This is a genomic window from Dactylosporangium sp. NPDC000555 (assembly GCF_040300025.1).
Lineage (GTDB): Bacteria > Actinomycetota > Actinomycetes > Mycobacteriales > Micromonosporaceae > Dactylosporangium.
This window is the reverse complement of record NZ_JBEPDB010000010.1, coordinates 105,397-131,069: the sequence shown is the minus strand read 5'-3', so window position 1 is coordinate 131,069 and position 25,673 is coordinate 105,397. Positions and strand designations below refer to the sequence as shown.

General features: G+C 68.8%; 24 protein-coding genes. 3 read left to right on the top strand and 21 right to left on the bottom strand.

Features of this window, described 5'->3' with window-relative positions:
• Positions 1 to 19 precede the first annotated feature (19 nt).
• From ABT297_RS09555 to ABT297_RS09495, 13 genes are all read right to left on the bottom strand, one after another.
• Positions 20 to 832 carry an SDR family NAD(P)-dependent oxidoreductase gene (locus tag ABT297_RS09555; RefSeq protein WP_350546722.1) on the bottom strand — a complete coding sequence of 271 codons (813 nt, stop codon included), beginning with the start codon at positions 830 to 832 and terminating at the stop codon, positions 20 to 22.
• Between the two features lie 281 nt (positions 833 to 1,113).
• Positions 1,114 to 1,947, bottom strand: coding sequence for a hypothetical protein (locus tag ABT297_RS09550; RefSeq protein WP_350546720.1), 834 nt, complete (start codon positions 1,945 to 1,947; stop codon positions 1,114 to 1,116).
• Between the two features lies 1 nt (position 1,948).
• A complete protein-coding gene (locus tag ABT297_RS09545; protein WP_350546718.1) occupies positions 1,949 to 2,734 on the bottom strand; it encodes an HpcH/HpaI aldolase family protein in 786 nt (261 codons plus the stop codon).
• Positions 2,735 to 2,788: 54 nt separating this feature from the next.
• On the bottom strand, positions 2,789 to 3,565 hold the full coding sequence (locus tag ABT297_RS09540) for an ABC transporter permease (RefSeq protein WP_350546716.1): 777 nt from the start codon (positions 3,563 to 3,565) through the stop codon (positions 2,789 to 2,791).
• Positions 3,550 to 4,386 (bottom strand): ABC transporter permease, encoded by an 837-nt coding sequence (locus tag ABT297_RS09535; protein WP_350546714.1) that lies wholly within the window; start codon positions 4,384 to 4,386, stop codon positions 3,550 to 3,552. Before ABT297_RS09535 ends, ABT297_RS09540 begins: the two co-directional genes overlap by 16 nt.
• A complete protein-coding gene (locus ABT297_RS09530; protein WP_350546711.1) occupies positions 4,370 to 5,188 on the bottom strand; it encodes an ABC transporter ATP-binding protein in 819 nt (272 codons plus the stop codon). Before ABT297_RS09530 ends, ABT297_RS09535 begins: the two co-directional genes overlap by 17 nt.
• Before the next feature lie 21 nt (positions 5,189 to 5,209).
• The gene (locus ABT297_RS09525) at positions 5,210 to 6,289 is read right to left on the bottom strand and encodes an ABC transporter substrate-binding protein (RefSeq protein WP_350546709.1); all 1,080 of its coding nucleotides are present in this window, start codon (positions 6,287 to 6,289) and stop codon (positions 5,210 to 5,212) included.
• A 58-nt stretch (positions 6,290 to 6,347) separates the two neighbouring features.
• The gene (locus tag ABT297_RS09520; RefSeq protein ID WP_350546706.1) at positions 6,348 to 7,952 is read right to left on the bottom strand and encodes a thiamine pyrophosphate-binding protein; all 1,605 of its coding nucleotides are present in this window, start codon (positions 7,950 to 7,952) and stop codon (positions 6,348 to 6,350) included.
• A gap of 526 nt (positions 7,953 to 8,478) precedes the next feature.
• Complete coding sequence (locus ABT297_RS09515) at positions 8,479 to 8,805, bottom strand: 2Fe-2S iron-sulfur cluster-binding protein (protein WP_350546704.1); 327 nt, start codon at positions 8,803 to 8,805, stop codon at positions 8,479 to 8,481.
• Between the two features lie 42 nt (positions 8,806 to 8,847).
• A complete protein-coding gene (locus tag ABT297_RS09510; RefSeq protein ID WP_350546701.1) occupies positions 8,848 to 9,141 on the bottom strand; it encodes a Dabb family protein in 294 nt (97 codons plus the stop codon).
• 31 nt (positions 9,142 to 9,172) lie between these two features.
• Positions 9,173 to 12,631, bottom strand: a complete 3,459-nt coding sequence (locus ABT297_RS09505) for an indolepyruvate ferredoxin oxidoreductase family protein (RefSeq protein WP_350546699.1) — start codon at positions 12,629 to 12,631, stop codon at positions 9,173 to 9,175.
• Positions 12,632 to 12,646: 15 nt separating this feature from the next.
• A complete protein-coding gene (locus ABT297_RS09500; RefSeq protein WP_350546696.1) occupies positions 12,647 to 12,970 on the bottom strand; it encodes a 2Fe-2S iron-sulfur cluster-binding protein in 324 nt (107 codons plus the stop codon).
• The gene (locus ABT297_RS09495; protein ID WP_350546693.1) at positions 12,970 to 14,103 is read right to left on the bottom strand and encodes a serine hydrolase domain-containing protein; all 1,134 of its coding nucleotides are present in this window, start codon (positions 14,101 to 14,103) and stop codon (positions 12,970 to 12,972) included. Before ABT297_RS09495 ends, ABT297_RS09500 begins: the two co-directional genes overlap by 1 nt.
• Before the next feature lie 17 nt (positions 14,104 to 14,120).
• Here ABT297_RS09495 and ABT297_RS09490 point away from each other — a divergent pair, with 17 nt between their 5' ends.
• Positions 14,121 to 15,500 (top strand): CaiB/BaiF CoA transferase family protein, encoded by a 1,380-nt coding sequence (locus ABT297_RS09490; protein WP_350546691.1) that lies wholly within the window; start codon positions 14,121 to 14,123, stop codon positions 15,498 to 15,500.
• 84 nt (positions 15,501 to 15,584) lie between these two features.
• Positions 15,585 to 16,280 (top strand): GntR family transcriptional regulator, encoded by a 696-nt coding sequence (locus ABT297_RS09485; RefSeq protein ID WP_350546688.1) that lies wholly within the window; start codon positions 15,585 to 15,587, stop codon positions 16,278 to 16,280.
• A 22-nt stretch (positions 16,281 to 16,302) separates the two neighbouring features.
• On the opposite strand, the gene ABT297_RS09480 is transcribed toward ABT297_RS09485, so the two are convergent.
• From ABT297_RS09480 to ABT297_RS09445, 8 genes are all read right to left on the bottom strand, one after another.
• Complete coding sequence (locus ABT297_RS09480; protein WP_350546687.1) at positions 16,303 to 17,445, bottom strand: alpha-hydroxy acid oxidase; 1,143 nt, start codon at positions 17,443 to 17,445, stop codon at positions 16,303 to 16,305.
• Between the two features lie 13 nt (positions 17,446 to 17,458).
• Entirely contained in the window at positions 17,459 to 18,235 is a 777-nt protein-coding gene (locus tag ABT297_RS09475; protein ID WP_350546686.1) for a 2-keto-4-pentenoate hydratase, read from the bottom strand.
• A gap of 6 nt (positions 18,236 to 18,241) precedes the next feature.
• Positions 18,242 to 19,066, bottom strand: a complete 825-nt coding sequence (locus ABT297_RS09470) for an SDR family NAD(P)-dependent oxidoreductase (RefSeq protein ID WP_350546685.1) — start codon at positions 19,064 to 19,066, stop codon at positions 18,242 to 18,244.
• 34 nt (positions 19,067 to 19,100) lie between these two features.
• A complete protein-coding gene (locus ABT297_RS09465) occupies positions 19,101 to 20,321 on the bottom strand; it encodes a cytochrome P450 (RefSeq protein WP_350546684.1) in 1,221 nt (406 codons plus the stop codon).
• A 152-nt stretch (positions 20,322 to 20,473) separates the two neighbouring features.
• A complete protein-coding gene (locus ABT297_RS09460; protein WP_350546682.1) occupies positions 20,474 to 21,658 on the bottom strand; it encodes an NAD(P)/FAD-dependent oxidoreductase in 1,185 nt (394 codons plus the stop codon).
• A gap of 31 nt (positions 21,659 to 21,689) precedes the next feature.
• Positions 21,690 to 22,475 (bottom strand): enoyl-CoA hydratase-related protein, encoded by a 786-nt coding sequence (locus ABT297_RS09455; protein WP_350546680.1) that lies wholly within the window; start codon positions 22,473 to 22,475, stop codon positions 21,690 to 21,692.
• Between the two features lie 22 nt (positions 22,476 to 22,497).
• On the bottom strand, positions 22,498 to 23,355 hold the full coding sequence (locus ABT297_RS09450) for an enoyl-CoA hydratase/isomerase family protein (RefSeq protein WP_350546678.1): 858 nt from the start codon (positions 23,353 to 23,355) through the stop codon (positions 22,498 to 22,500).
• Between the two features lie 165 nt (positions 23,356 to 23,520).
• A complete protein-coding gene (locus tag ABT297_RS09445; RefSeq protein ID WP_350546675.1) occupies positions 23,521 to 24,276 on the bottom strand; it encodes a helical backbone metal receptor in 756 nt (251 codons plus the stop codon).
• Between the two features lie 106 nt (positions 24,277 to 24,382).
• Between ABT297_RS09445 and ABT297_RS09440 the strand changes: the two genes are divergently transcribed.
• A complete protein-coding gene (locus ABT297_RS09440) occupies positions 24,383 to 25,660 on the top strand; it encodes a cobalamin-dependent protein (protein WP_350546673.1) in 1,278 nt (425 codons plus the stop codon).
• Positions 25,661 to 25,673 lie beyond the last annotated feature (13 nt).

Here is a 25,673-nt window from a genome sequence, read left to right as displayed (position 1 = left end):
GGGCGAAGCCCGTCGGGGCTCAGGACACGCCGCTCACTCGCCCGCCGTCGACGAAGATCGTCGTGCCGGTGGTGTAGCTGCTGGCGGGTGACGCCAGGAGCAGGGCGGCACCAACCGCCTCCGAGGAGCGGCCCACACGGCCCAGCGGAATGCCCTTCATGCTGGGAGCCCAGATGTCCCGCATCTCACCGGTGGGCGAGAGGCTGCCGGGACAGATCATGTTGGCGCGGACCACCGGGCCGCACTCCTTCGCCAGCTGACGGGTCATCATCGTCAGTCCGGCCTTGGTCGCGGCGTACGCGATCGACCCGATGTTCGGTTTGGGCCTGAACGCCGCCACCGCGGTGGTGTTGATGATCGACCCGTACCCGCTCGCCCTCATGTCCGGCACCACGCGCTGTGCGAGCAGGTAGGCCGCGAGGAGGTTCACCTCGAACTGGGACTGCCAGTCCGCCACGGTGAGCGACAAGGGATCGGTCTGGAGTCCCTCGAGACTCTGCCCCGCGTGCGAGGCCGCGTTGTGGAAGAGGATCTGCACGGGGCCGAGCCGAGTCCGAGCGGCCTCGACGAGCCGGTCGATGTCCTCCGGCCGGCTCATGTCCGCCACAACGCCAATCGCGGTGCCCCCATCGTCCTCGATGAGTTTCACGGCCGCGTCGACATTCTCCTGGCTGCGTGCACACAACGCGACGGACGCTCCCGCAGCGGCGAAGGCGCGCGCGATGCTGAAGCCGAGTCCTGGACCGGCTCCGGTCACCAGAGCCGTCATGCCGTCCAGTCTGAACTGGTCGAATACCGTGTCCCGGTAGTTGCGTTCCTCGGTCGAACCCATGTGACATCCTCCGATCACAACAGGCCGACGACGGCTCGTCGCCGACTGCTTCTGCCCGCTGGAGGCCTTGACGCGCCCCGCACGATGATCCGAGGCCATCGCTCGGCCCGGGAACTTCGAGGTGGTCACGGCCTGGCGGCTTGCCATGACAAACTGAATACGGGATACCAATTTCGGTCAAACGCGTGGCCGGCGTTGCCGGAGCCCTGACATATCACTGAAGACGTGCGGCGACCCCGCGCGGGGTCGCCGCATACCTCCGCTTGTTGCAGTGCCGCCGGCTACCGGCCGGGAAGCGGCGCGCCGAAGTCGAACACCATCGCCTCACCCGGGTTCACGCCGACCAGAGCGTGACTCTCGCCGAGGTCGGAGATGACGATGGTACGAGCGCCGAGCTTCCGGTCCTCCACCTCAACCTCGCCCGACATGAGCCACACCATCTGCGTGCGGTCCGCCGGGAGAGAGACGCGGCCGTCGGCGTCCCACTGGTACTTCTGGACGTTGAAATCGTTCTCCGTCAGGTGGCCGAGGTCCTTGCGGCGTACACCGTCCTCCTCGCGCCACGCGAAGCCTTCCGGGTTCATGAGGACGGGCTGGGGATAGCGCGGCACCGGATAGACGAGCGGCTTGCCGTTGGCCGTCTCCCAGACCGTGTTCGTGGCGTCGCGGCGTACCTCGTTACCGTCGGCGTCCACCGTCACGTAGAAGCCGTCCTTGAACGTGCCGGACTTCTCCAGTTCCGTGAAGGCGGCGTCCGACTTCGCCCGCGTCACCCAGTTCTCGCTCCACTGGACGAGCAGGATCTCGACTTCCTCGAAGCGCTCGGGCCCGTAGTGGGCGCCCGCGGGGAAGAACGCCACGCCGCCCTCGGACGACACCTGCCCCTGTCCGTAGTCGGGGTCGCCCGAGATCGTGAAGCGGAACTGGTCGAAGTTGTGGCGGTGTCGCGGAGCGGTGAAGACGCCGTGCCCGCCTTCGTAGCGGACCAGGTCGGACGTGTACCCGACGCCGGGTGACGACTCTCCCTCGTGGATGAACTTGCGCGTGATCTTACCGGTGCGATGGTTCTTGACGACCGGTACCCACTCGATTGTTTCGGTCTCGAGGATGAACATGCTACGACTCCTTACGTGAGGCGCTCTTCACCGCGGCGATTTCGGCCCTTGTCCGAGCGATTCCCGCGTCGAGATACTGCAGGTCGGATCCGATCGTGGCGAGCAGCGCGCCGCGCGAGACCCATTTCTGCGTCGCCGCGGGCGAGTTGCTGAAGATGCCGAACGGCACGCCGCTGTCCTGGCAGGCGACGAGGACCTTCTGGACCGCCTCCTCGACCTCCGGGTGCTCCGGGTCGCCGAGGTGGCCGAGCGAGACGGCCAGGTCGAAGGGGCCCACCATGATGCCGTCGAGCCCGCCCGTCGCCAGAATCTCCTCGATGGCCTCGACGGCCTCGCCGGTCTCGATCATGGCCAGCACCGCGATCTGCCCGTTGGCGCGCGCGAGGTAGTCGGCTCGGTCGCCGTGCAGCCGGCTCGCCCGCCGGGGGCCGAAGCCCCGGCTCCCCACGGGCGCATAACGCGCGGAGGCCACCGCCGCGCGGCATTCCGCGGCGCTGCTGACCGAGGGCACGATCACGCCCTCGGCGCCCAGGTCGAGTGCCTGCTTGATATAGACGTCGCCGTGGGCCGGCACGCGGACCAGCACCGTCGACTCGGTGGGGTACAACGCCGTGAGCACGCCGTGCAACTGCCCGGTCGTCATCGGCGAGTGTTCGGTGTCCACCACGAGGAAGTCGACGCCTGCCGTACCCATCGCCTCGGCCACGAAGAGGTCCGGGATGGTCATCAGGCTTCCGATGGAAACCTCGCCCGCGCGCAGCGAGCCGAGCAAACGATTGTCACGCACTGATCCCACCCTGCCTTGTCCTGTGAGACGACCTGTCCCCGTTGTCCGTCCCGATCACCGTGCACCAGACAGGCGAGACCATCGCAGCGCCCGTCGCTCCCACAACCCGACCAGCCCGTCGAGCGCCCACGCGATCGCGATGACCGCGGCCAGGGCGGCCCAGATCTCGTTCACGTTGAGCCGGGATTCGCCGAACACCACGAGGAATCCGAGACCCTTGCTGGAGCCGATGAACTCCGCGGTGATCGCCGCCTGGAACGCGTAGCCCAACGTGACGCGTGACGAGCCGATCAGCCAGCTCGCCAACGAGGGCGCGTAGACATCGCGCGCGATGTCGAACCGGCGCGCACCCATGAGCTTCGAGTTGTCGATCAGATTGTTGTCCACGTCGCGGAAGCCGGTGGCGACGATCGTTGCCACGACGACGACGATGACGAGCACGACGAGCAGGATCTTGGCCTGAATGCCGAAGCCGAGCCAGACCGCGAGGAACGGATAGAGGACCAGGCGGGGCATCCCGTTGAAGAACGTGATGAACGGGTCGGTCACGAGCCGGAAGAACTCGTTGAGGCCGATCATCGCGCCGATGGCCACGCCGAGCACCGTGCCGATCCCCCACCCCAGCAGGAGCACCTGCAGCGTGGACAGCGAGGATCGCAGCAGTGTGCCGTCGACGATCCAGTTCTTCAGCTGCCCGAACGTCTCCCCCGGGGTGCCGACGATGAATGTGTCCAGCACACCGCCGGCGGTTCCCCACTGCCACAGCCCGAGGAGGGCGAGCACCGCGGCCACCTGCAGCAGCGGCATGCGAAGCTTCACGAGAGTCGCCATTGCCGGAACCTCTTATCGATCAACGTCAGCAGACGGTCCGCGGTCAGGGAGACCAGGGCCACCATGAAGATCCCCGCGACGACGGCGTTGGGGTCAAGCGACTGCTGGCCGAGGGCGATCCGGTGCCCGAGGCCCTGGTTCGACGCGATGTACTCGGAGATGACGGCCGCGGTCAATGCCCAGGCCACGGAGATACGCAGGCTCGAGATGAGCCAGCCGGCGGTCGCCGGCACGTAGACGTCCCGGACCCGCTCGAGTCCGGAGGAGCCCATCACCAGAAGGTTGTCGACCAGCGTCCGGTCGATGTTCTTCAGGCCCGAGTAGACGCCGTAGAAGACGACGAAGAACATCGCGACGGCGATGAAGTAGATCTTCGACTGGAAGCTGATGCCGAACCAGACGATGAATACCGGGGCCAACGCGATCTTCGGCAGCGAGTTCACGATCGCGATGAACGGCGACAGAAACCGGCCCACCACGGGGAAGGGGATGATGATGGCGATCAGGCCGATCGCCGCCGCCACGCCGAGGGCGTATCCCGTCGCCGACTCCGCCAGCGTGATGCTGACGTCCAGCCAGAACGCCGAGTCGACGAGCCACGCACGGACCAGGCTGATCACCTCGGTCGGCCGGCCGATCAGCAGGCGCCAGGTCGGGTCTGTGGTGATGAACTGCCAACCGCCGAGCACGGCGCCCAGGATGGCCAGGCGTACGAGCCAGACCGCCGCCATCTTCCGGCCCGCACGCCCGCCCTGGCCTCCGGCGCGCAGCTGGCGCGTACCGCCGAGGCGCCGGCCTACGGGCTTAATGGTTGTCTGCATTGGTCCGCAGCACCTCCGTCCGCAGACGCTCCCAGATCTCGTGCGACAACTCGGTGAACCGTTCGTCGTAGCGCAGCTCCAGGAGGTTGCGCGGCCTCGGCAGGTCGATCGCGAACTCGCCGACGATGGTGCCCGGTGACGCGCTCATGACGAGGACGCGGTCGGACAGGCCCACCGCCTCCTCGAGGTCGTGGGTGATGAAGACGACCGATGGCCGGTACTCCTGCCACAGGACGAGAAGGTCGTCCTCCATGATCGTGCGGGTCTGCACGTCAAGGGCGCTGAACGGCTCGTCCATCAGAATGATCTTCGGTTGGTACGCCAGCGACGCGGCGATGGCCACCCGTTTGCGCATGCCACCGGAGAGCTGGTGCGGGTACCGCTCGCCGAAGCCGTCGAGCTTCACCCGCGACAGCCACGCCCGTGCCTCACGCAACGCGTCCCGCTTGGACATGCCGTGGTAGCGCAGTGGCAGGGCGACGTTCTGCTCGGCCGTGCGCCACGGCAGCAGGGCGTCGCGCTGAAAGATGAAGCCAACCTCGGTGTTCACGCCGCGCACCGGGTGGCCCAGCGTCTCGACCGTTCCGGCCGCGGGCTTGGCCAGGCCGGCCAGCAGGCCGAGCAGTGTGGATTTGCCGCACCCGCTCGGACCCACGACCGAGACGAACTCGCCGCTTGCGACGGTCAGGTTGACGTCCTGGACCGCCACGAACTCGCCTTTAGCGGTCGGGTAGGACCGCTTCACCCCGGAGAGCTTGATCGCGTCGGTGCCCGCTCGCGATCCCTGAACAGTTGTCGTCATCTCTAGCCTCCGTACGGTTCGCTACTTGTGCGCGGTTTCCGCGGCGCGCTTCGCCAGGGTGTTGTCGAAGTACGCCTTGGCCAGAGCACCGCTCGTGTCCTGGGCACTGAACCCGCCCAGGGCGAACGTGTCCGCGATCTCCTTGTCATCGACGGTGCCCTCGGTGGCGCCGAACGACGGGTAGATGTACGGCCACTGCTTGGCGAAGACCTTCTCGTCCGGGTTGACCTTCTTGTAAGCGGCGGGCAGAGCCGCGTACGCGGCGGCCGGGTCCGGCGTCTTCTTCACGCGGTTGATGCCGCTGACGAGCGCGTTGATGACGTCCTGCGTCAGCTCGGGGTACTCGTCCATGAACTTCTTCGTCGTCACCAGGCCCGCGCCGATGATGTTGCCGATCAGCGGGGCGGCCTTCGCGGGATCGCTCAGGTCGGCGACGATGTAGCCGACACCGTCTTCGACGGTCTTGATCGCGATGGGCACGTCCATCACGACGATGTCGACGCGACCGGCGGCCAACGCCGGCGAGTAGGCGGTGGTCGATCCAAGCGCCAGCTGCTTCGTGGCGCTCCAGTTGAGCCCGAAGTGCTCGGCGACCTTCTGCCCGGCGACCTGGCTGCCGGAGCCCGGTGACGTGTAACCAAACGTGGCATTGGCGAACTTGGCCACGTCGCTGCCATGGGTGGCCTCGTACTTCTTGGCCGCCACGACGACCTGGCCGGTACCCTTGAAGATGTTGCCGATGTAGCGGACTTCCTTGCCGGCGATGGCCGCCGTCAGGCCGGTGGTCGCGCCGCAGTTGCAGATCTGCGCGGATCCGCCGAGTAGTGCGGTGAGCGCGTCGGAGCCCTTGTTGAACGGCTCGAAGCTGACCTTGGTCTTGTACTTGGCTTCGATGTCCTTGAAGTCGGGTTCCGCCGCCCACAGCGGCGCGAAGCTGGTCAGATAGTTGCCGCTGCTGGAGATGACCAGACTGGCGGGCGCCTTCGCCGAGCCGCCGGTGCTTTGCCGGTCGTTGCCGCTCGCACAGCCGGTGGTGGCGAAGACTGCTACTGCGGCCACGGCGGCCATAAGCCGCCGGGAACGCGCTGTCAAAGGACTCATGTCGCTCCCTGAAACAGGGTGTCGCAGCGGCCGTCTCGCGGAGATGGCCGGGGACTCCCTAGACGTACTTGGTCTTGATCCTGATGTCGATGAGCTTCGATCCATCGGCACTGCTCGCCCGCTCCAGGGCGTCGCGCAGTTCCTGAGCCGATCGAACCGTGAACCCGATGGCGCCGAGCGCCTCCGCAACCGGGCCGAAGTCCCGCCACACGAACGTCGTCGCACTGGGATCCATCCCGCGGTTGGCCAGTTGGACGTACTCCGCGCCGTAGGCGCTGTCGTTGAAGATCACCACGGTGATGTTGCGGTGCTGTTGAGCCATGAACGTGAGATCGGAGAGCCCGCCCATCGCGAAGCCGCCGTCGCCGCACGCCACGAGGACGGGCCGATCCGGGTTGGCGTACGAGGCGCCGAATGCGGTGCCCATCGCGAGCCCGAGGGAACCGAAGTTGACCGCGTGCACGTACGCTTTCGGCTCGGGCACGTGCAGCCTGGTGAACGCATGGTGGATGAAGCGCCCGTTGTCGATGACCAGGGTGCGGTCCGACGGGAAGCCGCGGTCGACGAGGTCGAGCGCCACACGCAGGTCGAGCCCGTCCTCCGTGCCCGTGTCCCCGGCGAGGTCGCCGGCCGGCTCCTCGGACGGCCGGACAAGGCCTTCGGAGAATCGAGTAGCCTCGATCTCGCCCTCGTCCAGCAACGCGACGAAGGCACCCGCCACGCTCGCGGCGTCGCCGGGGATGGCAACGGTCACCGCGTTGTAGCGGTTCAACGCGCCACAGTCGGTGTTCACATGGACGACGCGCTTGCCCTTGAGCAGCGCCCCCTCGGCGGACGTCCACATGTTGAGCCCGCAGCCGAAAGCGATGACGCAGTCCGCGCGCCCGATGACCTCGAGCGCCCGCTCATCCGACAGGGTGCCGAAGATGCCGATGGCAGACGGCTCGCCAGCGAAGAGGTCCTTGCCGCGCAGCGTCGTCGCCAACGGGGCGCCGATGCGATGAGCGAGCTCGACCAGGGCCGCCTTCGCTCTCGCGTCGGACGCGCCGCGGCCCGCCAGCACGAGCGGCCGGTTCGCCGACGCGATGACGGCGACGCCGTCCTCGATCAGCTCGGGGGTTGCCGGGACGGGCTCGCCGTCCGCAGCGGCACGCAGGTCAGCATCGTCGCCGGCGTCCTGCCACTGCAGGTCGATGGGGATGTTGACCACCACCGGCAGACGCTCGGCCCAGGCCCGCCGAGCCGCCTCGATGAGATCCGCGGCCGCGCTCTGCGCCGACCGGACCTGCTGGAACCCGACCTCCGCGGCGCCTGCGAGCTCGAGCTGGCCGATGTTCTGGATGTGGTTGACGCTGTCCGCGGGGGTGTCGCCCGCCAGCAGGAGCATCGGAGTCCGGCTCCGCGACCCTTCCACCAGCGCGGTGATGGTGTTGGTGAGTCCCGGCCCGTGTGTCACGGTGGCCACCCCGAGTCCGCCCGACGCCTGGGCGTAGCCCATCGCGGCCAGTACCGCACTGCCCTCACTGGCCGCGGGAACGTAGGTGCCGCCCACGGTCCGCGTGAAGCTGTCAATAATGAACAGGTTGGCATCACCCATGACGCCGAAGACGTGCGTAACGCCGAGGGCGGCCAGCCCTCTCGCGAGCGCCTCATGAACCAGCATCAGCACCATCCTCGTTTCGGCGCCCGCCGAAACACCCGGAGCCCTGAGGTGACGGCGGCTCGATCTGCCCCATCAGCCCGGCCCTTCCTGTCGGCGATTTTGAATACGGTATACGGTTACAAACGTGTTAGCAAGACATTGCGGCACCGAGTCCGCCCCGCATGGCCCCGACTCAAGCAGGATCGCCGGCTAGTGCCGCCACCCGTTCAATCGGGCATGTGGCCGGCGAATCGGGACGCCGGACACTTCGTTTCGGGTGGCGGGCGAGAGGCTCACACGGCAACAGCGACACCTCCATCCGAACGAAGGCGGCATCTCGCCGAGTAGGGTCGATACCCAGAAACACGGTGTGATCGGCGTCTCACCGCCGCCCGGAATACGGTATCCCGTAATCGGTGCGGTAGCAAGCCCGTCTTCGTACCGACATGAGCCGGCTTCCGGGATAGAACGGAGCACGCCGGTACGTGCGACGGGCCTCTCCCGTCGCACGTACCGGCGCAAGCAAGCAGATCTCAGCGTTCTCGCTTCACCGCAGGGTTCGCCACTGTTCGGCGGCGACCGTCACGACGAGCGGACCGGGTGCGGCCGGCACGGCAAGCTGGCAGGCGAGCCGGCTGTTCGCCCGGCGCGGCTCCGCCGCGTCGTCGAGCAGTTCGTCCTCGGCCTCGCTCGTCGCGCCGAGCTGCTGCGGTTCGATCCCGCTGACGAAGACATGACACGTTCCGCAGACGGCGTCCCCGCCGCACTCGGCGACGAGACCGCTCACGCCGTAGGCCATCGCGACGCGCAGGAGGTTGGCGCCGGTCGGCGCCGAGACCGTGATCGGCGCGCCGCCCGGAGGTACAAACGTCACCACCGCCATGGGCAATCCAGATCTGACATGGTGGCGATGGACTCAGTGGAACTCGTAGTCGGCCACGGTGCGCGAGTCGACGAGCGGACCGAGCATGCCCGCCAGCGCGACGTGGTCGTCGTGCCGCAGGTACACGGAATAGTCATCCATCGAGTCAAAGTCGACGCAGATGGCGAAGTCGCTGCTCCCCTGGATCAGCCCGCGGTCGCTGCCGCAGGCCACGGCGCGCACCTGAGGGATCGCTTGGCGAGCGGCCTCGAGCCGATTCGCCAACTGCTCGATCTGGCCCGGGGTCACGTCCGGCTTGAACTTGATGAGCACGACGTGCCTGAACATGCTTCCTCCAGTGATCGGGGACTCGGGCCGGTCACGCGACGGGTTGGCTCGAACGCAGGCTGCCGAGGAGCTCGGACTCCTTCTCCTGCGCGGCGAGGGCCGACTGGTCCTTGATGGTGTCGAACCCGCGGATCTGATCGGGAATCGACGCGATCTGGACCGCCACGTCGTAGTTGTCGGGACTCAGGACCTTCACGAGGTCGCCGAGGGTCTGCTCGTACTGAGCGATACGAGCACGCTCGGCACGGCGATGCTTGGTCATCCCGAAGACGTCCAGCGGCGTCCCACGCAGTTTCCGGGCGCGCTCCAGCACGGCGAAGCCGACCATGGCGAGGCCGAGCGGAATCTCCCACTTGCGAGCCCGGCCGGACGACGATTCACGGGCGTTGAGGATCTGCGGGGCCAGGTTGACCTTCAACCGGTACGAGCCCTCGAACTCGGCCTCGATGCGCTTGCGGAACCCGGGCTCGCGGTACAGGCGCGCCACCTCGTACTCGTCCTTGTAGGCCATCAGCTTGTACAGGTAGGTGGCCGTCGCGATCGACAGTTCCTCCCGGCCCGCACCGAGGCGCGACTCCGCCGCGCGGACCAGGTCGACCGTCTGGCGGTAGCGTCGCGCGTACGCCTCGTCCTGGTACGCGACGAGCCGGCGCTCCCGGTCGGCGACGACGTCGTCGAAGCCGGGCTCCTCCTTGCGCGCCTGGACGCCGCCGCTGGACAGCCCGCGCAGCAGGCCGTACACCTCGTTGCGGTGCGAGACGACCAGCCGGCCGATCCGGAACGCCTGCCGGTTGGCCTCGACCGCGACGCCGTTGCGAGCGATCGCCTGCTCGATCGCGTCGGCCGACAGCGGTACATGACCGTGCTGGAAGGCGCTGCCGAGCAGCAACATGTTCGAGAAGATCTCGTCGCCGAACAGCTCGGTGGCGAGCCGGTTCGCCTCCACGACGTCCACCCGGTCGCCGGCCGCGCGGCGCAGCAGCGACTCGCTGAATCCGGACGCCAGGTCCATGCCCGGATCGGCGGAGAAGCCGACGGTCGGCTTGATGTCCTCGTTCACGACCACGCGCGTGCGTCCCGGGTTGAACAGCTCGAGGACGCCTGGTGCGGACACCACCAGCATGTCGCCGCCGATGACCAGGTCGGCGGAGCCCGGAGGCATCCGCGGCGAGACCTCGGCGTCGAGTTCCGGGGCGATGCGCACGTGGCTCTGCACCGCGCCGTTCTTCTGCGCGATCCCGGACTCGTTGAGCACGGAGACGAACTTGCCTTCGAGGTCCGCCGCGACGCCGAGGATCGCGCCGATCGTGAGCACGCCGCCACCGCCGATCCCGCCGACGAGGATGCTGTACGGCTCATCGGACGAGATGGCCGTGTCGACCTCGGGTGGCTGCGGCAGCGCCGCGAGCGCCGCCGAGCCCGACGAGACGCGGGCTCGTGGCTTCGCGCCGTACAGCGTGACGAAGCTCGGGCAGTATCCGTTGACGCAGCTGAAGTCCTTGTTGCAGTTGGACTGGTCGATCTTGCGCTTGCGACCCAGCTCGGTGTCCAACGGCTCGACGGCGATGCAGTTCGACTGCACGTTGCAGTCGCCGCAGCCCTCGCAGACCTCCGGGTCGATGTAGGCGCGCTTGTCCGGATCGACGGCCGTGCCCCGCTTGCGGTGCCGGCGAAGCTCCGCCGCGCATTCCTGGTCGTAGATGAGCACCGTGACGCCCTTGACCTTGCCCAGCTCTTCCTGGACGCGGATGAGGTCGCGCCGCGGCCGGAGGCTGACGCCGCGCGGCAGCTTCTGGGTCCGCCTGATCCGCCTCGGTTCCTCGGCCACGACCACGACCTTGGTCGCGCCTTCGGCGAGCACCTGGGCGCTGATGTCGGCCGCCGAGAGCCCACCCGGGATCGACTGGCCCCCGGTCATCGAGATGAAGCCGTTGAGCAGCACCTTGAACGTCACGTTCACGCCGGCGGCGTGCGCCGCCCGGATCGCCAGGGATCCCGAATGCGAATACGTGCCGTCCCCGACGTTCTGGAATGCGTGACTGTCACGCGCGAACGGCGACATGCCTATCCACATGGCACCTTCGCCGCCCATGTGCGGAAGGATCTCGGTCTCCCGCTCGGGAACCTCGTACATCGCCGCCATGCTGTGGCAGCCGGTACCGCCGATGGCGACACTGCCGCCGGGCATCCGCAGCGACGTGTTGTGCGGGCAGCCGGCGCAGAAGCCGGGCTTGCGCGTCAGGGTCGAGCCGCTCACCAGGCCCAGCACGCGCGGGCCGGTGGTGGCCCGCGCCGCGACGGTGATGTCGTGGCGCGCGAAGCGCCGCGCGAGCACCTCGGCGACCAGCGCGCTGTTGAGCGCGCCCGTATCGGGCACCAGGGTCGCACCGCGCTCGTCGAGCTTGCCGACGATCACCGGGCGTTCCGCACGGGCGAACCCGTTGGCGATCCGGTTCAACTGGTCCTCGATGATCGGGTGCTTGGCCTCGACCACGATCACCTCGTCGAGGCCCCGCATGAACGCCGTCGCGCCGGTGTCCTCGAGCGGCCAGACCATGCCGACCTTGTACACGCAGATGCCCAGCTCGGCGGCCTGGGCGCGGGAGATCCCCAGGCGCTGCAGCGCGTCCAGCACGTCGACGTACGCCTTGCCGGCCGCGACGATGCCGACCTTCGGCGCCGACGAGTGGATGGCGACCCGGTCGAGGCGGTTGGCCCGGGCGAACGCGCGCGCGGCGGGTATCCGCAGGCCGCGGATGTCGTGCTCGGTCTCCAGCGCGCGCTTCCCGATCTTGATCGGCGGGGGCGCGGGCGCTTCCGGGACGACGATCTCCGGTATGGCGCCGAGGTCGACGGTACCGGCCGAGTCGGCGATGTCGTTGAGGCAGATCATGCCGACCCACAGCTTGCTGTGCCGCGACAGGCCCCAGCCCAGAATGCCGTACGACAGGTACTCCTGCAGCGTCGCCGGGCTGAGGATCGGCATGCCCATGTGCATGAAGAGCGGCTCGCTCTGCTGGGCGGTCAGCGTGCTTCGCGCGTCGTGGTCGTCGCCGGCGAGGGCCACGACGCCACCCAGTGCCGCGGTGCCCATGTAGCTCGCCGTCCGCATGGCGTCGGCGGACCGCTCGACCCCGGGCCCCTTGCCGTACCAGAGGCCGAAGACGCCGTCATAGTCGGACTTCACGCTTCCGGCGTTGAGGTACTGCGTGCCCCAGATCGCGGTCGCCGCCAGGTCCTCGTTGAGCCCGGGCTCGAAGCGGACATGGTACTGCTCGAGCCGTTCGCGCTCGCGGCGCAGTTCCGTGTCCAGGCCACCGAGCGGCGAACCCGGATAGCCGGACACGTAGCCGGCGGTGTTGTGACCTGCCGCAAGGTCGAGCTTTCGCTGGATCGCGGGCAGGCGGAGGAGGACGTCCCATCCCCGCAGATAACTTCGCCCCTCGGTGCTGTCGAGCTCCGAGAGCGCCGCCTTTTGCTGAGCACCCACGCTTTCCTCCGGGATTCAGGCCTGGTCTTCGGGTAGTGTCACGATCAACCCGTCGAGCTCAGGACCGCAGATGAGCTGGCAGGACAACCGGCTGTTCGACCGCCGCTCCGACGTCGTCGCTTCGAGCATCTCGTCCTCGTCCTCCGACGGGGGCGCGAGCCGGTCCAGAAACTCCTCGTCGACGTAGACGTGGCAGGTGGCGCACATGGCCTGGCCGCCGCACTCACCGAGGATCCCGGCAACGTTGTTGGAGATGGCCGCGAGCATGAGCGACTTGCCGGTGGGCACGTCATGGCTTTCCGCGCTGCCGTCCGGCTGGACGTAGGTCACCTTGGGCACTACGACTCCTTCAAAGAGCGCGCCACGGCACCCAGCTGCGTGAACGGGTGCTCGTCCGGGGGCAGGGACGGGTTGATCCGGAACATGCGGTTGTGGCAGATGGCCACCGCGAGCCCGGTGTCGGGATCGGCCCACGCGATCGTCCCGCCCGCGCCGTTGCTCGACAGGATCCGCGGGCTCGTACCGATGATCGGCTCGGCAGGCGGAGAGTCGCCGCCGAGCCAGAAGCCTCCCGTGCCGACCCAGGGCACCTGGCCGAGCACCTCGTCCCAGGCGTACGGGTTCGGGCGGGGCTGGGTGAAGGACATGACCCGGTCGGCACTGAGCAGCCGGTGGCCGTTGAACTCGCCGCGGTTGGCCAGCAGGGCGAAGAAGCGCGCGACGGCCTTGGCGTTGGCGATCCCGCCGGCGCCGGGGATGACCGCGTCGTAGAACGTCGAGTCGTTCCAGAGCGGGCCGGGCGTGATGTTCGGGGGCATGGCCAGCTCGCGGTACTGGCTCGGCTGCGGCCTCAGGTTGCCGGCGGAGTACAGGGTGGCCACGCGGTCGTGGTTCCTCCCGCCCATGCCGAGGTAGTAGTCCTCGATACCCAACGGCTGGAAGATCTCGTCGTGCGCGAACTCGGCGAAGCCGCGACCCTTGGGGTCGGTGCGGCGAACGATCTCGCCGACCTGCCAGCCGTAGCTGATCGAGGCGTACGCGCTCGTGCCCACTGGAAACAGCGGCGTGAGCCCGGCGAGCCCGTCGACGCACCAATTCCAGTCCTGCAGCCGTTGCGGCGTCGTGCCTTCCGGCATCTGCGGCACCCCGGACTGGTGGACGAGCACGTCACGGACGCGGATGGCGTCCTTGCCGTTGGCGGCGAACTCCGGCCAGTACGTCGCGACCGGCGCTTCGTAGTCCACGTAGCCGCGCTCGGCCTGGATGTGCAGCGCCGTCGCGACGAGCCCCTTGGTCACGGAGAAGATCGGGAAGAGCGTCTCGCTGGTGACCGGCGTGCCGGCGTCGTCGGCGGTGCCGATGCTTCCATCCAGCACGAGTTCCTCGCCGATGTAGGCCGCGATCTGCACACCGTGCTCGCCGCGCTCGATCGCGGTCTCCAGCGCGGCCTGGAGGTCACGCTGTCCACCCATGTGGAACTCCCTTCACATTGGCATGGCCGGCCCGCTGCCCGATCGGCGGGATCGAGGGCGGTCACCGAGTCGTCGAACTCTCGTCCGAGGGGGTCACAGCGAAGCGGACGAAGACCGTCGGCGAACCGAATCCGGCCGGTGGTGGACCGTGTGCCGCATCCTCTGCTTGTCCGGGCACCGACGTCCGGCTAAAGTGTATACAGGATACGACAGCCCAGTCCAGCTTCCCCGGGCACGAACACGAGCAATCGGAAGCACCCTCGACGTCAGAAGGTTGGAAGATCGGCGTGACATCCGACGGTGCACCGCTGGCAGGAGTCCGGGTCCTCGACCTGACCACCTACCTCCCCGGACCCTACGCCACGCTGTTGCTGGCCGACCTCGGCGCGGACGTGATCCACGTCGAACGGCCAGGAGGCGAGCCGGGCCGGCACATCGAGCCACGGGTCGGGGACGACAGCGCGCTGCATGCCTGGGTGGGTCGCAACAAGCGAAGCATCCAGCTGAACCTGAAGGACGACGAAGACCGCGACCGGCTGCGCACCCTCGTCAGCGACTGCGACGTCATCGTGGAGGGATTCACCGTCGGCGTCGCGGCTCGGCTCGGCTTCGACTACGAGTCATGCCGCGCCGTCAACCCGCGCGTCGTGTACTGCTCGATCTCCGTCGCCGGGCAGCACGGTCACAACCCCGGCACACCCGGGCACGACATCAACTTCCTGGCCCGCGCCGGCTTCCTCGGTCAGGTCAGGGACTCGGCTGGGGCGCCCGTGCCCGTAGGGTCACCGATCGCCGACCTCGCCGCCGGCCTGCACGCCGCGGTGGGGATCGTCGCCGCGCTGCTGCACCGCGAACGCAGCGGCGAAGGCCAGTTCGTGGACGTGAGCCTGCTGGGCTCCGCGGTCGCGCTGACCGGCCCGCAACTGGTCAAGGCGCTGGCCGCCGATCCGCCGCGCCTGGAGCGCGACTTCAACCTGGGCAGCGATGCCGGCTACACGACGTACCAATGTCGCGATGGCCGATGGATCGCCATTGGCGCGCTCGAGGACCACTTCTGGAGCCGGCTGTGCCGGTTGCTGGACCGGGACGATCTGATCCAGTCGCGCGCAAGCCGGCCCGACGCCGCGATCGAGCAGCTTTCGGCCGTATTCGCCACGGCGGACAGGGACCATTGGGACGCGCTACTCGGCGATGCGAACGTCTGCTATGCGCCGATCAACGACATGGCCGAGGCGGCCGTCGATCCGTACCTGACCGCCGGTCAGGACATCGTCACCGTGGGACTCTCGCGACAACCGAACAGTCCCATTCGCCTACCCGGCTCGGCGGGCCGTGGACACAGCCCAGCGCCCGGATTGTCGTCGCAGGACGTCAACTGGTGCCCGCGTCCGGAATGATGTAATTGATGCCGCTCTTTCACTCTGACATAATCAGCGGCTACCGTATACGATGTAAATTGTCGAATCGAGTCAAGGAGAACCATGGCGCAGCCTGACGTGATGGTGGCCCAGCCGACCGGCAAAGTTCAGCGCTCGTTGCTCGGCAGCCAGATAGCCGACCAGCTGCGCCGTGACATTCTGCTCGGCACGATCAAGCCGGGCACCCGCCTGTCGCAACAGCCTCTCTGCGAGCGCTTCGGAACGAGTCGGATGCCGATCCGCGACGCCCTGCAGGCCCTCACTCACGAGGGTCTGCTGACCACGGATCGTGGCCAGCACACGATCGTCGCGCCGCTGAGCCGCGCCGACCTCCTCGACTCCTACCTCATCGAGGGCACGCTCGCCGGCATGGCCGCGACGCGCGCCTCGGAGCACGCGACGCCGGAGGACCTGGAAAACCTGAACTCGCTGCACGACCAAATGGTCGCCGCGGCGGGAGCCGGGGAGCGGGCGTCGATGGCCGAGCTCAACTGGACGTTCCACCGCAGCATCAACCGGCTCGCGCGGTCGCGGAAGCTGCTGACCGCACTCAAGATCCTTTCCGTGGACCTGCCGCGCAACTTCCTCATCGAGATGCCCGAGCGGGCGGGCCACTCGAACGCCGAACACGAGGCGATCATCGAGGCGATGCGGCGCCGCCAGCACAAGAAGGTCGGTTCGCTGATGACCGACCACATCGTCGCATCCGGGCATGGACTGGTGGAGCACCTGACGTCGCAGGGACTCGAGTTGCAGTGACACCCGCCCGACGGCGTGCGCGTCAGTCGGGCGGGGCCAGGAGATCGGGGCCGATCGACTCGATGGTCGGTCGGCCCGACAGGGCCATGGCCATGTCGAGCTCCGCACGCAGGATGTCCAGCACCGCACGCACGCCGTTCGAGCCGCCCGCCGCGAGTCCCCACCAGTAGGGCCGGCCGATCAGGACCCCACGTGCGCCCAGGGCCAGCGCCTTCAGCACGTCGGTCCCCCGCCGGACGCCGCCGTCGAGCAGCACCTCCACTCGATCCGGCACCGTGTCGACGATTCGCGGTAGCACGTCGACGGTCGCGGGCGTTCCGTCGAGCTGCCGGCCGCCGTGGTTGGACACCACGACGGCATCGGCGCCCTCGCCGACCGCGAGCAGCGCGTCGCGCCGGGTGAGAATGCCCTTGACCACCATCGGACCCGGCCAGAGACTGCGCAACCAGCGCACCTCGTCCCACCGCGCCCCGGGATTCGTCAGCTCGTTGTTCACCCAGGACATCAGCGCCATGCCACGTGAGTCGGGCACGAAACTCGAGAAGTTCGTGAAGGTGATCTCGGGCCCGCGGAGCAGATGCGTGACCCATCGAGGGTGCCGGGCCCCCTCGTAGATGTTGCGTGGCGTGATCCGGGGCGGGATGCTCATGCCGTTGCGCACGTCGCGCTCGCGCCGGCCCAGCAGGGGTACGTCGACCGTGACCACCAACGTGGAGTATCCGGCGTCCAGCGCGCGTTTCACGACGTGCTCGACGGCCGCCCGGTCCCGCCAGGGGTAGATCTGGATCCACAGGTCCCCGGTGGCGTTCTCGGCGATCTCCTCGATCGTGAACGCGGTCGAGGCGCTGACGACGAACGGGACCCCGGCGCGCCCGGCCGCGGCGGCGACCTCGAGATCCGCCCGCCGGTGCACCAGTCGCTGGAGCCCGGTCGGCGCGAGCAGCACCGGCATCTCGACCTGCCGCCCGAGCACCGTGGTCGCCGTCGACCGGTGGCTGACATCGACCTGCTGGTTGGGGTACAGACGGATCCTCTGAAACGCGTCGATGTTGTCGCGCATGGTCAACTCGTCGCCGGCCGCGCCGTCGACGTAGTCGAAGACGAAGCGAGGCAGGCGACGCTTCGCGATGCGGCGGTAGTCCTCGATCGTCACACGCCCGGCCATGCCGACCTCCTGATCACGCGAAAGAAACCTCGACCGAGCCGATACCCTCGTAATCCGCCCGGAATGTGCCGGCCCGCACCACGACCGGATCGGCGAACGTCCCGGACGCGATGTGCGAGCCGGCCTGGACGATCCTGCCTTGCGCGGCGAGAGCCCTGCTCAGCCAGGCGACCGCGTTGACCGGGTTGCCCATCACCTGGGTGCCGGTCCCCCGCGCGAAAAGCTCACCGTCGAAGGACGCCGACACCTCGACGCCGGCCAGAAACGCCGCGTCGGTGACCCGCACCGGCTCGCCGCAGACGATGCGCCCGGCGAAGGCCCCGTCGGCCACCAGCTCGGTGACCGTCCCGTCCGGGAGCGGATACCAGCCGGCGTAACGCGAGTCGGGCACCTCGATGCCCGGCGCGACCAGGCAGGCGTCGAGGATCTCCTCGACGCCCGCCGCGGCCGAAAGGGGGCGCGTGGCCACGAAGACCAGCTCCGGTTCGAGGATCGGGCAGAACAGGTCGTCGAGCGCCAGGGTCGACCCGCTGTCCACGACGTGCTGCGGCGGCACGGCACCGAGCGCGGGCTCGTCCGTGCCGTAGAGCTGCTGAATCTCGCGGGTCACCAGGCTGACCTTGTACGAGGGGACCGCCCGGGAGCCGCGCTCCCACAACCGCTCGAAGACGCGTGACTGGACGAGGTACGCCTCATCCAGCCCGAGCCGCGCCACCTCGTCCACCCGTGGAGCCGGCCGCTTCTCCCGGTGCGCCAGGACCAGCGCGCTCGCCAGCTGATCGACGGACATCGCCCGTCACTCGCTGTTCTTGGTCACAAGACCGCTTCGGTTCATGAAGAGGTTGACGCCGCCGTCGGCCTCGATGGCCTGGCCGTTGACGAACGAGGCCTCGTCCGAGCACAGGAACAGGTGCAGGTACGCGACCTCGCGGGGGTGGGCCATGGTGCGCATCCCGGAGGTCTTCATCGCGACCTCGCGGCGGTCGCGAGCGACCTGCAGCTGCGCATCGTCGTAGCCGAAGCTCTCGTCGATGTTGGTCTGCATCCGGCCGGGGCAGACGCAGTTGACGCGGATGCGGTCGGCCGCCAGCTCCGCGGCGAAGAACTTCGTCAGGCCGACCGCCCCGTGCTTCGAGGCCGTGTAGCCGCCCAGGTTCGATCCGCCCAGGATGGTGAGCCCGGCGACGGACGCGCTCGACGTCATCGCACCGCCACCGGCCCGGCGAATCGCCGGCGCGGCGTACTTGAAGGACCGCCACAGCCCCTTGAGGTTGATCTGCAGGACCTCCTCCAGCTCGTCCTCCTCGAGATCCTCGAGGGACTTGCGGGAGGCCACACCGCCGATGCCGGCGTTGGCGACCATGATGTCCAGGCGCCCGAACGTCTCCTCGGCGCGCGCCACCAGCGCGCGCACGTCCTCGCTGCTCGCGACGTCGGTCCGCTGGAACACCGCCTCGGATCCCTTGTCCCGGATGGCGGCCGCGACGGCCTCGCCGCGCTCGACGCTGACGTCGGCCACGACGACGCGGGCGCCCTCCTCGGCGAACAGCTTCGAGGTCTCCTCGCCGAGGCCGGAAGCACCGCCGGTGACGATGGCGACCTTGTCCTTCAGACGGTCCACTTCGGCATTCCCTTCACAGGTTTGATGTCAGGTGTTAGCGGGCCTGGAACAGCACGTGCAGGGGTGAGTAGAGGCGGAACATGGACCCGCCGAGAGAAGGCGCCTCGGCGGCGGGATCCAGGCGCAGCTCGCCGAGACGGTTCGCCAGGCGAGCGACGCCCTCCTGCAGTTCGACGCGGGCCAGCCCGGAGCCCGCGCAGGCACCGATGCCTACGCTGAACGCCAGGTGCTGACGCGGGTTCTTGCGCTCGAGATCGACCTCGTCGGCGTGGTCGTAGTGCGACTCGTCCCGGTTGCCCGACGCGATGAGCGGGGCGACGATCTGCCCCTTCTGCAGCCGAACGCCGTCCATCTCGACGTCCTGATGCACGACCCGGGTCCGGAAATGGTTGGTCGGCACGAGGCGCAGGGCCTCCTCCACGAAGTTCGCGACGACCTTCGGGTCGGCACCGGTGAGGCGTTCGGTCATGCCCTCGGTGGTCAGCATCAGGTAGATCGCGTTGGCGAGCTCGATGCTGGTCGTACCGCTGCCGCCCGTGAAGAACGTGCGCACGAGGCCGTACAGCTCGTCCTCGCTCCAGCCGGCCATCGCGTCGTCGTGCAGCACCCGGCTCATGATCGTGTCGTCGGGATGTGCCCGCCGCTGCTCCATGAACGGCCGGATCAGATCGTCGACCCGGTGGGTGGCCGCGAGGGCCTGCTCGGCGAACGGCTTCGACTCCTCGGGCGTGAGGTAGATGAAGCCCTTGTAGTGCTCGATGTGGTTGAAGTTGGTGCGGAGCTCGGCCATCCAGGCCGAGTCCTGCCAGGGCAGCCCCAGGACGCCGGCGATGGCCCGGTCCGCCACCGGCTCGGTGTAGTCATGGACGAGCTCGGCGCTGCCCCGCGACGCGAACTCGTCGATCGTCGCGTCGACGACCTCGGCGATCACGCCGGACCGAATGGCCTTCAGGTTTTTCGGGTTGAAGATCTCCAGCCACCACCGGTGGTGCTGCAGCCGCTCCTGGCCACGGAGGAACGTCGGCGTGGCGATGATCCTCTCGTACCGCTGCTCGGACACGATCTCGGCGGGCGTCAGGCGGGGGAAGGCGTCCTCGTCGGCGAGGATCTGGCTGACCGACGAGTAGGTCGACGCCACCCAGTAGCCGGTGCGGGGCTCCCAGGACACCGGACCACGCTGGCGCGCCGCTTGGTAGTAGTCATACGGGCACTGACCGGCGACATCGACCAGTTCCTGCTTTTCGGCCTCGGCCATGAGAGCTCTCCTGTCGACGGGACGCGACGTCGCATCATCCGCGAACGCGCCGTTGGCACCATCGGTCCACGCGCGGCGCGCTGTATACGGGATACCTTACTCAGCGAACCCTGTTTGGCAAGGTTCGTCAGGGTTGTCCGTGGAGCTGGGCTTCAGCCACCGCTACCGGTGAACGCGGCGGCCAGCGCCTTGCGCGCCCGGAGATGATCTCCCGGCGCGTTGATCGATTCGCAGGCGAGCAGCGTGCCGCCGCGTGAGCAGTACACCGAGAACTTGTCATCCCGGGCGCGCTCGGTCCGCAGCTCGTCGTAGCCCGTGGCGAGCCCGGCTATCTGCAGCTTCTGGCCGAACTGCTCCGTCCAGAACCACGGGACCGCCCAGTACGGCTGCGTCGAGCCGTTGATCAGGCGATCTGCGACGTACCGCGCCTGGTCGGTCGCATTCTGCACGGACTCCAGTCGGTAGCCGGCCCCGTCGAGCTCGGGACCGGGAAAGCGAGCGCAGTCGCCGATCGCCGAGATCGCCGGATCCGCCGTCAGCAGCTGGGCGTCGACCAGGACGCCGTCGCGGACCGGCAGTCCGCACGACGCGGCGAGCTCGTCATTGGGTACCGCGCCGATACCGACGACGACGATGTCGGCCGGCACAGTGTCCGGTTCCCGCGTCAGCACACCGGTGACGCGCCCGCCCTCCGTCGCTATCGCGTCGACGACCGACGCGAGCCGGACGTCAACCCCGGCCCGGCGCTGCAGCGCGAGCAGGTGATCGGCCATGACGTGCGACAGCGACCGCGCCATGAGCCGCGGTTGCGCCTCGAGGACGGTCACCCGCAACCCGAGTTCGGCCGAGGCGGCGGCGACCTCGAGCCCGATGAACCCGCCGCCGACGACCGCCACGCTCCTGGCGGCGTCCAGGCGCGCCCGCAGGTCGACCGCCTCATGCCGGGTCCGCAGCGACACCACACCATCGGCGTCGTGGCCCCGCACTCGCAGCTCGCGCGCCCGCGCTCCGCTCGCCAGCACCAGGTGAGCGAACGATCGGCGCGTGCCGTCGGCGAAGACGACGTTGCGGCCGGCACGGTCGATGTCGACGACCCGGGCACCGAGGACGAGCTCGATACGTTGCTCAGCGTAGAACGAGGCCGGGCGGAACCGCGTCTCGTCCTCGTCCTGCCCGGCGTGCAGGTATTCCTTGCTGAGCGGCGGTCGCTGGTAGGGCAGCTCGTCCTCGTCGCTGACGAGGACGACGCCGCCTTCCCATCCCCGCGCGCGGAGCATGAGTGCCAGCGTGAACCCGGCGTGCCCGGCTCCGACGATGACGACCGGGGAATCACTCATGATCTGCTCGCGTGTGCAGCACCAGCGCCTCCTAGCGACGGAACCGGGCGAAGTCCGCCGGGCGCTTCTCGAGGAAGGCCGACGTCCCCTCGTGGAACTCCTCGGTCCCGTGGATGAAGTTGATCATTTGCTGGCCGTGTTGTACCGACGCCCACAGCTGATCGGATTCGAAGTTGAGGGAGAGCTTCGCGACGCGGAGGGCCTGGGGGCTCAGCGACAGCAGGCGCTCGCACCACGCGTCGACGGCGGCGTCCAGCTCTTCGGGCGCCACGACCTTGTTGATCAGGCCGATGGCTTTCGCCTCCTGTGCGGTGATCGGCTCGCACAGCATGACGATCTCGCGGGCGCGGCGCTCGCCGACGATGCGCGGAAGCAGCTGCGTGCCCCACCAGACCGGGACGCTGCCCATCTTCGGACCCGACTGGCCGAACTTGGAGTCGCTGGTGGCGATGGTGAGATCGCAGATCATCTGCAACTCGTTACCGCCACCGACCGCGTAGCCGTGCACGCGGGCGATCACCGGCTTGCCGCACCCTCGCATGATCATCGAGAGGACGCTGGTGCGGCGGTTCATCCGCGCGGCCCCGACCGGGTCGGACGCGTCCTCCCACGCGATGTCCCCGCCGGAACAGAACGCTCGATCGCCGGCGCCCGTCAGGACGATCACGCCCACCGTGCGGTCCGCCTCGGCCTGGCCGAAGGCCCAGATGAGCTCGTCGAGCGTCTCCTCGCGGAAGGCGTTGCGCTTCTCCGGGCGGTTGATCGTGATGCGGGCGACGCTGTCCTTGACCTCGTACAGAATGTCGCTCAGTTGCATGATCGGCTCCTCGGTAATTTCGTCATCGTGGGCCAGCGGCGAAGTCGGGCTCCCGGCGGTGGCGGAACGCCTCGAACCCGATCTGGGCGTCGCCGGAAGCCATGTGGTCGAGGGCCAGCGGTCGCTCCGCGCGCAGCGCCTGGTGCACCTCCAGCCCCTCACCTAAGCGGAGGGCAGACTTGATCGCCGCCGTCGCGCGTGGGCTCAGCCGGCTCAGCGCCCGCGCGGTTTCGTCCACGACCGCCGCCAGCTCGCCGTCGTCGACGACCCGGGTCACCAGCCCGAAGCGCTCCGCCGTGTCGGCGTCGATCGCCTCGCCGGTCACCAGCATCCAGGTGGCTCGCCGCAGGCCGATGAGCCGCGCCAGGCGCTGCGTCCCTCCACCGGCGGGAAACAGCCCGAACCGCGCGTGCTGGTCGCCCAGGCGGGCCGAACGGGCGGCGATGACGACATCGCACACCTGCATCAGCTCGAACCCTCCCGCCAACGCCACGCCGTGGATCTGGCCGATGACCGGCTTGCTGCAGGCCTCGATCGCGTCGAAGGCGTCGTGCCACTCGTCGAGAAAGCCGTCGAAGGCGTCCCGGTCCCGCACGAGCGCGCTAACCTCGGCAAGGTCGCCGCCCGCGCTGAACGCCCGGCCCTCGCCGGCCACGATCAGGACACGGACATCGGGGCGCTCCTCCGCGAGCCGAACCGCGGCGCGGAGGCCGCGCACCATGTCCCGGTTGATCGCGTTGAGCTTGTCGGGACGGTTCAGGGTCAGGCGGACGACGCCGTCGTCCCCGGCGTCCCAGCGCAGCTGACCGTTGGTCATCTCGTCGATCAGCCGGGTGGCGTCCTGTGTGCCGGGAATCGGGTGCGGTTTCGCGAGCTGCACGTCAAGCCCCCTTCGGAAGTTCGGATACCGTATCCCATTCTCTCCTAACGTTCAACCGGTCAACCGGCCCCGCGGGTGCCGACAATGACGTCCGCCCTGATCGCGGCCCCGTTTGACCGGATGCGACCGGCGCCGGCGGTCAGCTTGCGGACTCGGCCCGCATCGTCATCGCAGTCCCAACTGCGATGTCAGCCGCTCGCGCGCGGTGAGCAGCGAGGGCCCGTACCAGGTGAGGCTGCGGCCTTCGACGAGAGCGACCCGGCTGCCGGGGAAGGCCTCCGGGCCGTCGGCGGGCGTGAACCGGTATGGCTCGTCGGGCAGGACGACGAGCTCGGGGTGGCGGCGGTGGATGTCGCCGAGTTCGACGTGGGGGTAGCGGTGGGGACTGTCGCCGTACACGTTGTGCAGTCCGAGCCGCGCGGCGAGGTCGCCGGTGAAGGTGCACGAGCCGACGACCATCCACGGGTCGCGCCAGATCGGTATGACGGCCGGTACGGCGACGGGGCCGGGGCGTTGCCACGCCCGTTCGGCCTCGGTGAGCCAGGCGGGCACGGGCCATCGCAGCGCGTCGGTGAACATGCGGCGCAGCGAGGTGAAGGCTTCGGCGAGGGAGCGGATGACGGTGACCCAGACGGGGATGCCGGCGGCGCGCAGGGCGTCGACGTCTTTGCGCCGGTTCTCCTCCTGGTTGGCCAGCACCAGGTCGGGCCGCAGCGCCGTGAGGGCGACGAGGTTGGGGTTCTTGGTCCCGCGGACCCGGTCGACCTTCAGGCCGGCCGGGTGGGTGCACCAGTCGGTGGCGCCGACGAGGGCGTCCGGCCGGGTGACGGCGACCGACTCGGTCAGTGAGGGCACGAGGGAGACGACCCGCCGGGCGGGGCGGTGCAGGTACACCGGATGGCCCAGGTCGTCGCGGCTCACCGTGTTTTCTCCTCCCCCAGCGGCCGGCGCGGGACGCGGCGCTCATGGTATAGGACGAGTCACATTACATGGACTTCAGATAGTTGGGCATCCTAGCATTCCCGCCATGGCTCTCCATGTGCCCGCCAATCCGGTGCGCTTCGTCACCGCGGCCAGTCTCTTCGATGGACACGACGACGGCATCGACGTCATGCGCCGCCTGCTGCAGGCTCAGGGCGCGGAGGTCGTGGACCTGGGCCATGACCGCGGCGTCGAGGAGGTGGTCACCGCCGCCGTACAGGAGGACGTGCAGGGGGTGGCCGTCTCCCCCGGTCAGGGCGGCCATGTCGAGTACTTCAGCCGACTGATCGACCGGCTCGCCGAGCGGGGCGCGGCCGATGTGCGGGTCTACGGTGGCGGCGGCACGATCGTGCCGGACGAGATCGCGCTGCTGGCCGCACGTGGGGTGCGCATCCTCAGCCCTCGGGACGGCCGGCGGCTCGGCTCGCCCGGAATGATCAGCGAGCTGATCCGGGACTGCCACGTGGACCTGGCCCGGCGCCGGCCGCCGGTGGACGCGGAGACGTTGCGGGCCGGCGACGAGATGGCGCTCGCCCGCGCGATCACGCTTCTGCAGGCGGGTGCCGACGACCGGTTGGCGGCGGCGGTCCGGGACGCGGCGCGGTCGCGGGCGGTGCCGGTGCTGGGCATCACCGGCACGGGCGGGTCGGGCAAGTCGTCGCTCACCGATGAGCTGGTCCGCCATTTGCGCCGCGACAGCGAGGACAAGCTGCGGGTGGCGGTGATCGCCATCGACCCGAGCCGGCGCCGCGGTGGAGGGGCACTGCTGGGCGACCGGATCCGGATGAACAGTGCCGCGCCGGGTGTGGTGTTCTTCCGCTCGCTGGCGACGCGCCGGTGCGACGGCACCGCGCCGGCCCACATGGTGGACATCATCGCCGCCTGCAAGGCCGCCGGCTACGACCTGGTCATCGTGGAGACGCCAGGCATCGGCCAGGGTGATACGTCGATCGCGTCCTACGCCGCGGTGTCGCTGTACGTGATGACGCCGGACTACGGCACCGCCGGCCAGCTGGAGAAGATCGACATGCTGGACCTGGCCGACGCGGTCGCGATCAACAAGTTCGAGCGCCTCGGCGCCGAGGAGGCCCGCCGCGACGTGGCGCGGCAACTGGTCCGCAACCGGGAGCAGTTCGGCACGCCGTGGCAACGGATGCCGGTGTTCGGTACGAGCGCGGCCAGGCTCGACGATGACGGCGTGACCGCCCTCTACCACCACCTGAAGGGGCTGCTCGTCGACTACGGTCTGCCACGCTTCCCCGGCATGCTGCCCACAGTGGAGGGACAGATGTCCACCGGGCTGATTCCCGCTGGCATGGCATAGCTATCCTCGCCGA

Bases quoted from the DNA above. Each gene is read 5' to 3' on its own strand.
- ABT297_RS09555 (WP_350546722.1), bottom strand. From the start codon at position 832: ATGGGTTCGACCGAGGAACGCAACTACCGGGACACGGTATTCGACCAG.
- ABT297_RS09550 (WP_350546720.1), bottom strand. From the start codon at position 1,947: ATGTTCATCCTCGAGACCGAAACAATCGAGTGGGTACCGGTCGTCAAG.
- ABT297_RS09540 (WP_350546716.1), bottom strand. From the start codon at position 3,565: ATGGCGACTCTCGTGAAGCTTCGCATGCCGCTGCTGCAGGTGGCCGCG.
- ABT297_RS09535 (WP_350546714.1), bottom strand. From the start codon at position 4,386: ATGCAGACAACCATTAAGCCCGTAGGCCGGCGCCTCGGCGGTACGCGC.
- ABT297_RS09530 (WP_350546711.1), bottom strand. From the start codon at position 5,188: ATGACGACAACTGTTCAGGGATCGCGAGCGGGCACCGACGCGATCAAG.
- ABT297_RS09525 (WP_350546709.1), bottom strand. From the start codon at position 6,289: ATGAGTCCTTTGACAGCGCGTTCCCGGCGGCTTATGGCCGCCGTGGCC.
- ABT297_RS09520 (WP_350546706.1), bottom strand. From the start codon at position 7,952: ATGCTGGTTCATGAGGCGCTCGCGAGAGGGCTGGCCGCCCTCGGCGTT.
- ABT297_RS09510 (WP_350546701.1), bottom strand. From the start codon at position 9,141: ATGTTCAGGCACGTCGTGCTCATCAAGTTCAAGCCGGACGTGACCCCG.
- ABT297_RS09495 (WP_350546693.1), bottom strand. From the start codon at position 14,103: ATGGGTGGACAGCGTGACCTCCAGGCCGCGCTGGAGACCGCGATCGAG.
- ABT297_RS09485 (WP_350546688.1), top strand. From the start codon at position 15,585: ATGGCGCAGCCTGACGTGATGGTGGCCCAGCCGACCGGCAAAGTTCAG.
- ABT297_RS09480 (WP_350546687.1), bottom strand. From the start codon at position 17,445: ATGGCCGGGCGTGTGACGATCGAGGACTACCGCCGCATCGCGAAGCGT.
- ABT297_RS09475 (WP_350546686.1), bottom strand. From the start codon at position 18,235: ATGTCCGTCGATCAGCTGGCGAGCGCGCTGGTCCTGGCGCACCGGGAG.
- ABT297_RS09465 (WP_350546684.1), bottom strand. From the start codon at position 20,321: ATGGCCGAGGCCGAAAAGCAGGAACTGGTCGATGTCGCCGGTCAGTGC.
- ABT297_RS09460 (WP_350546682.1), bottom strand. From the start codon at position 21,658: ATGAGTGATTCCCCGGTCGTCATCGTCGGAGCCGGGCACGCCGGGTTC.
- ABT297_RS09455 (WP_350546680.1), bottom strand. From the start codon at position 22,475: ATGCAACTGAGCGACATTCTGTACGAGGTCAAGGACAGCGTCGCCCGC.
- ABT297_RS09440 (WP_350546673.1), top strand. From the start codon at position 24,383: ATGGCTCTCCATGTGCCCGCCAATCCGGTGCGCTTCGTCACCGCGGCC.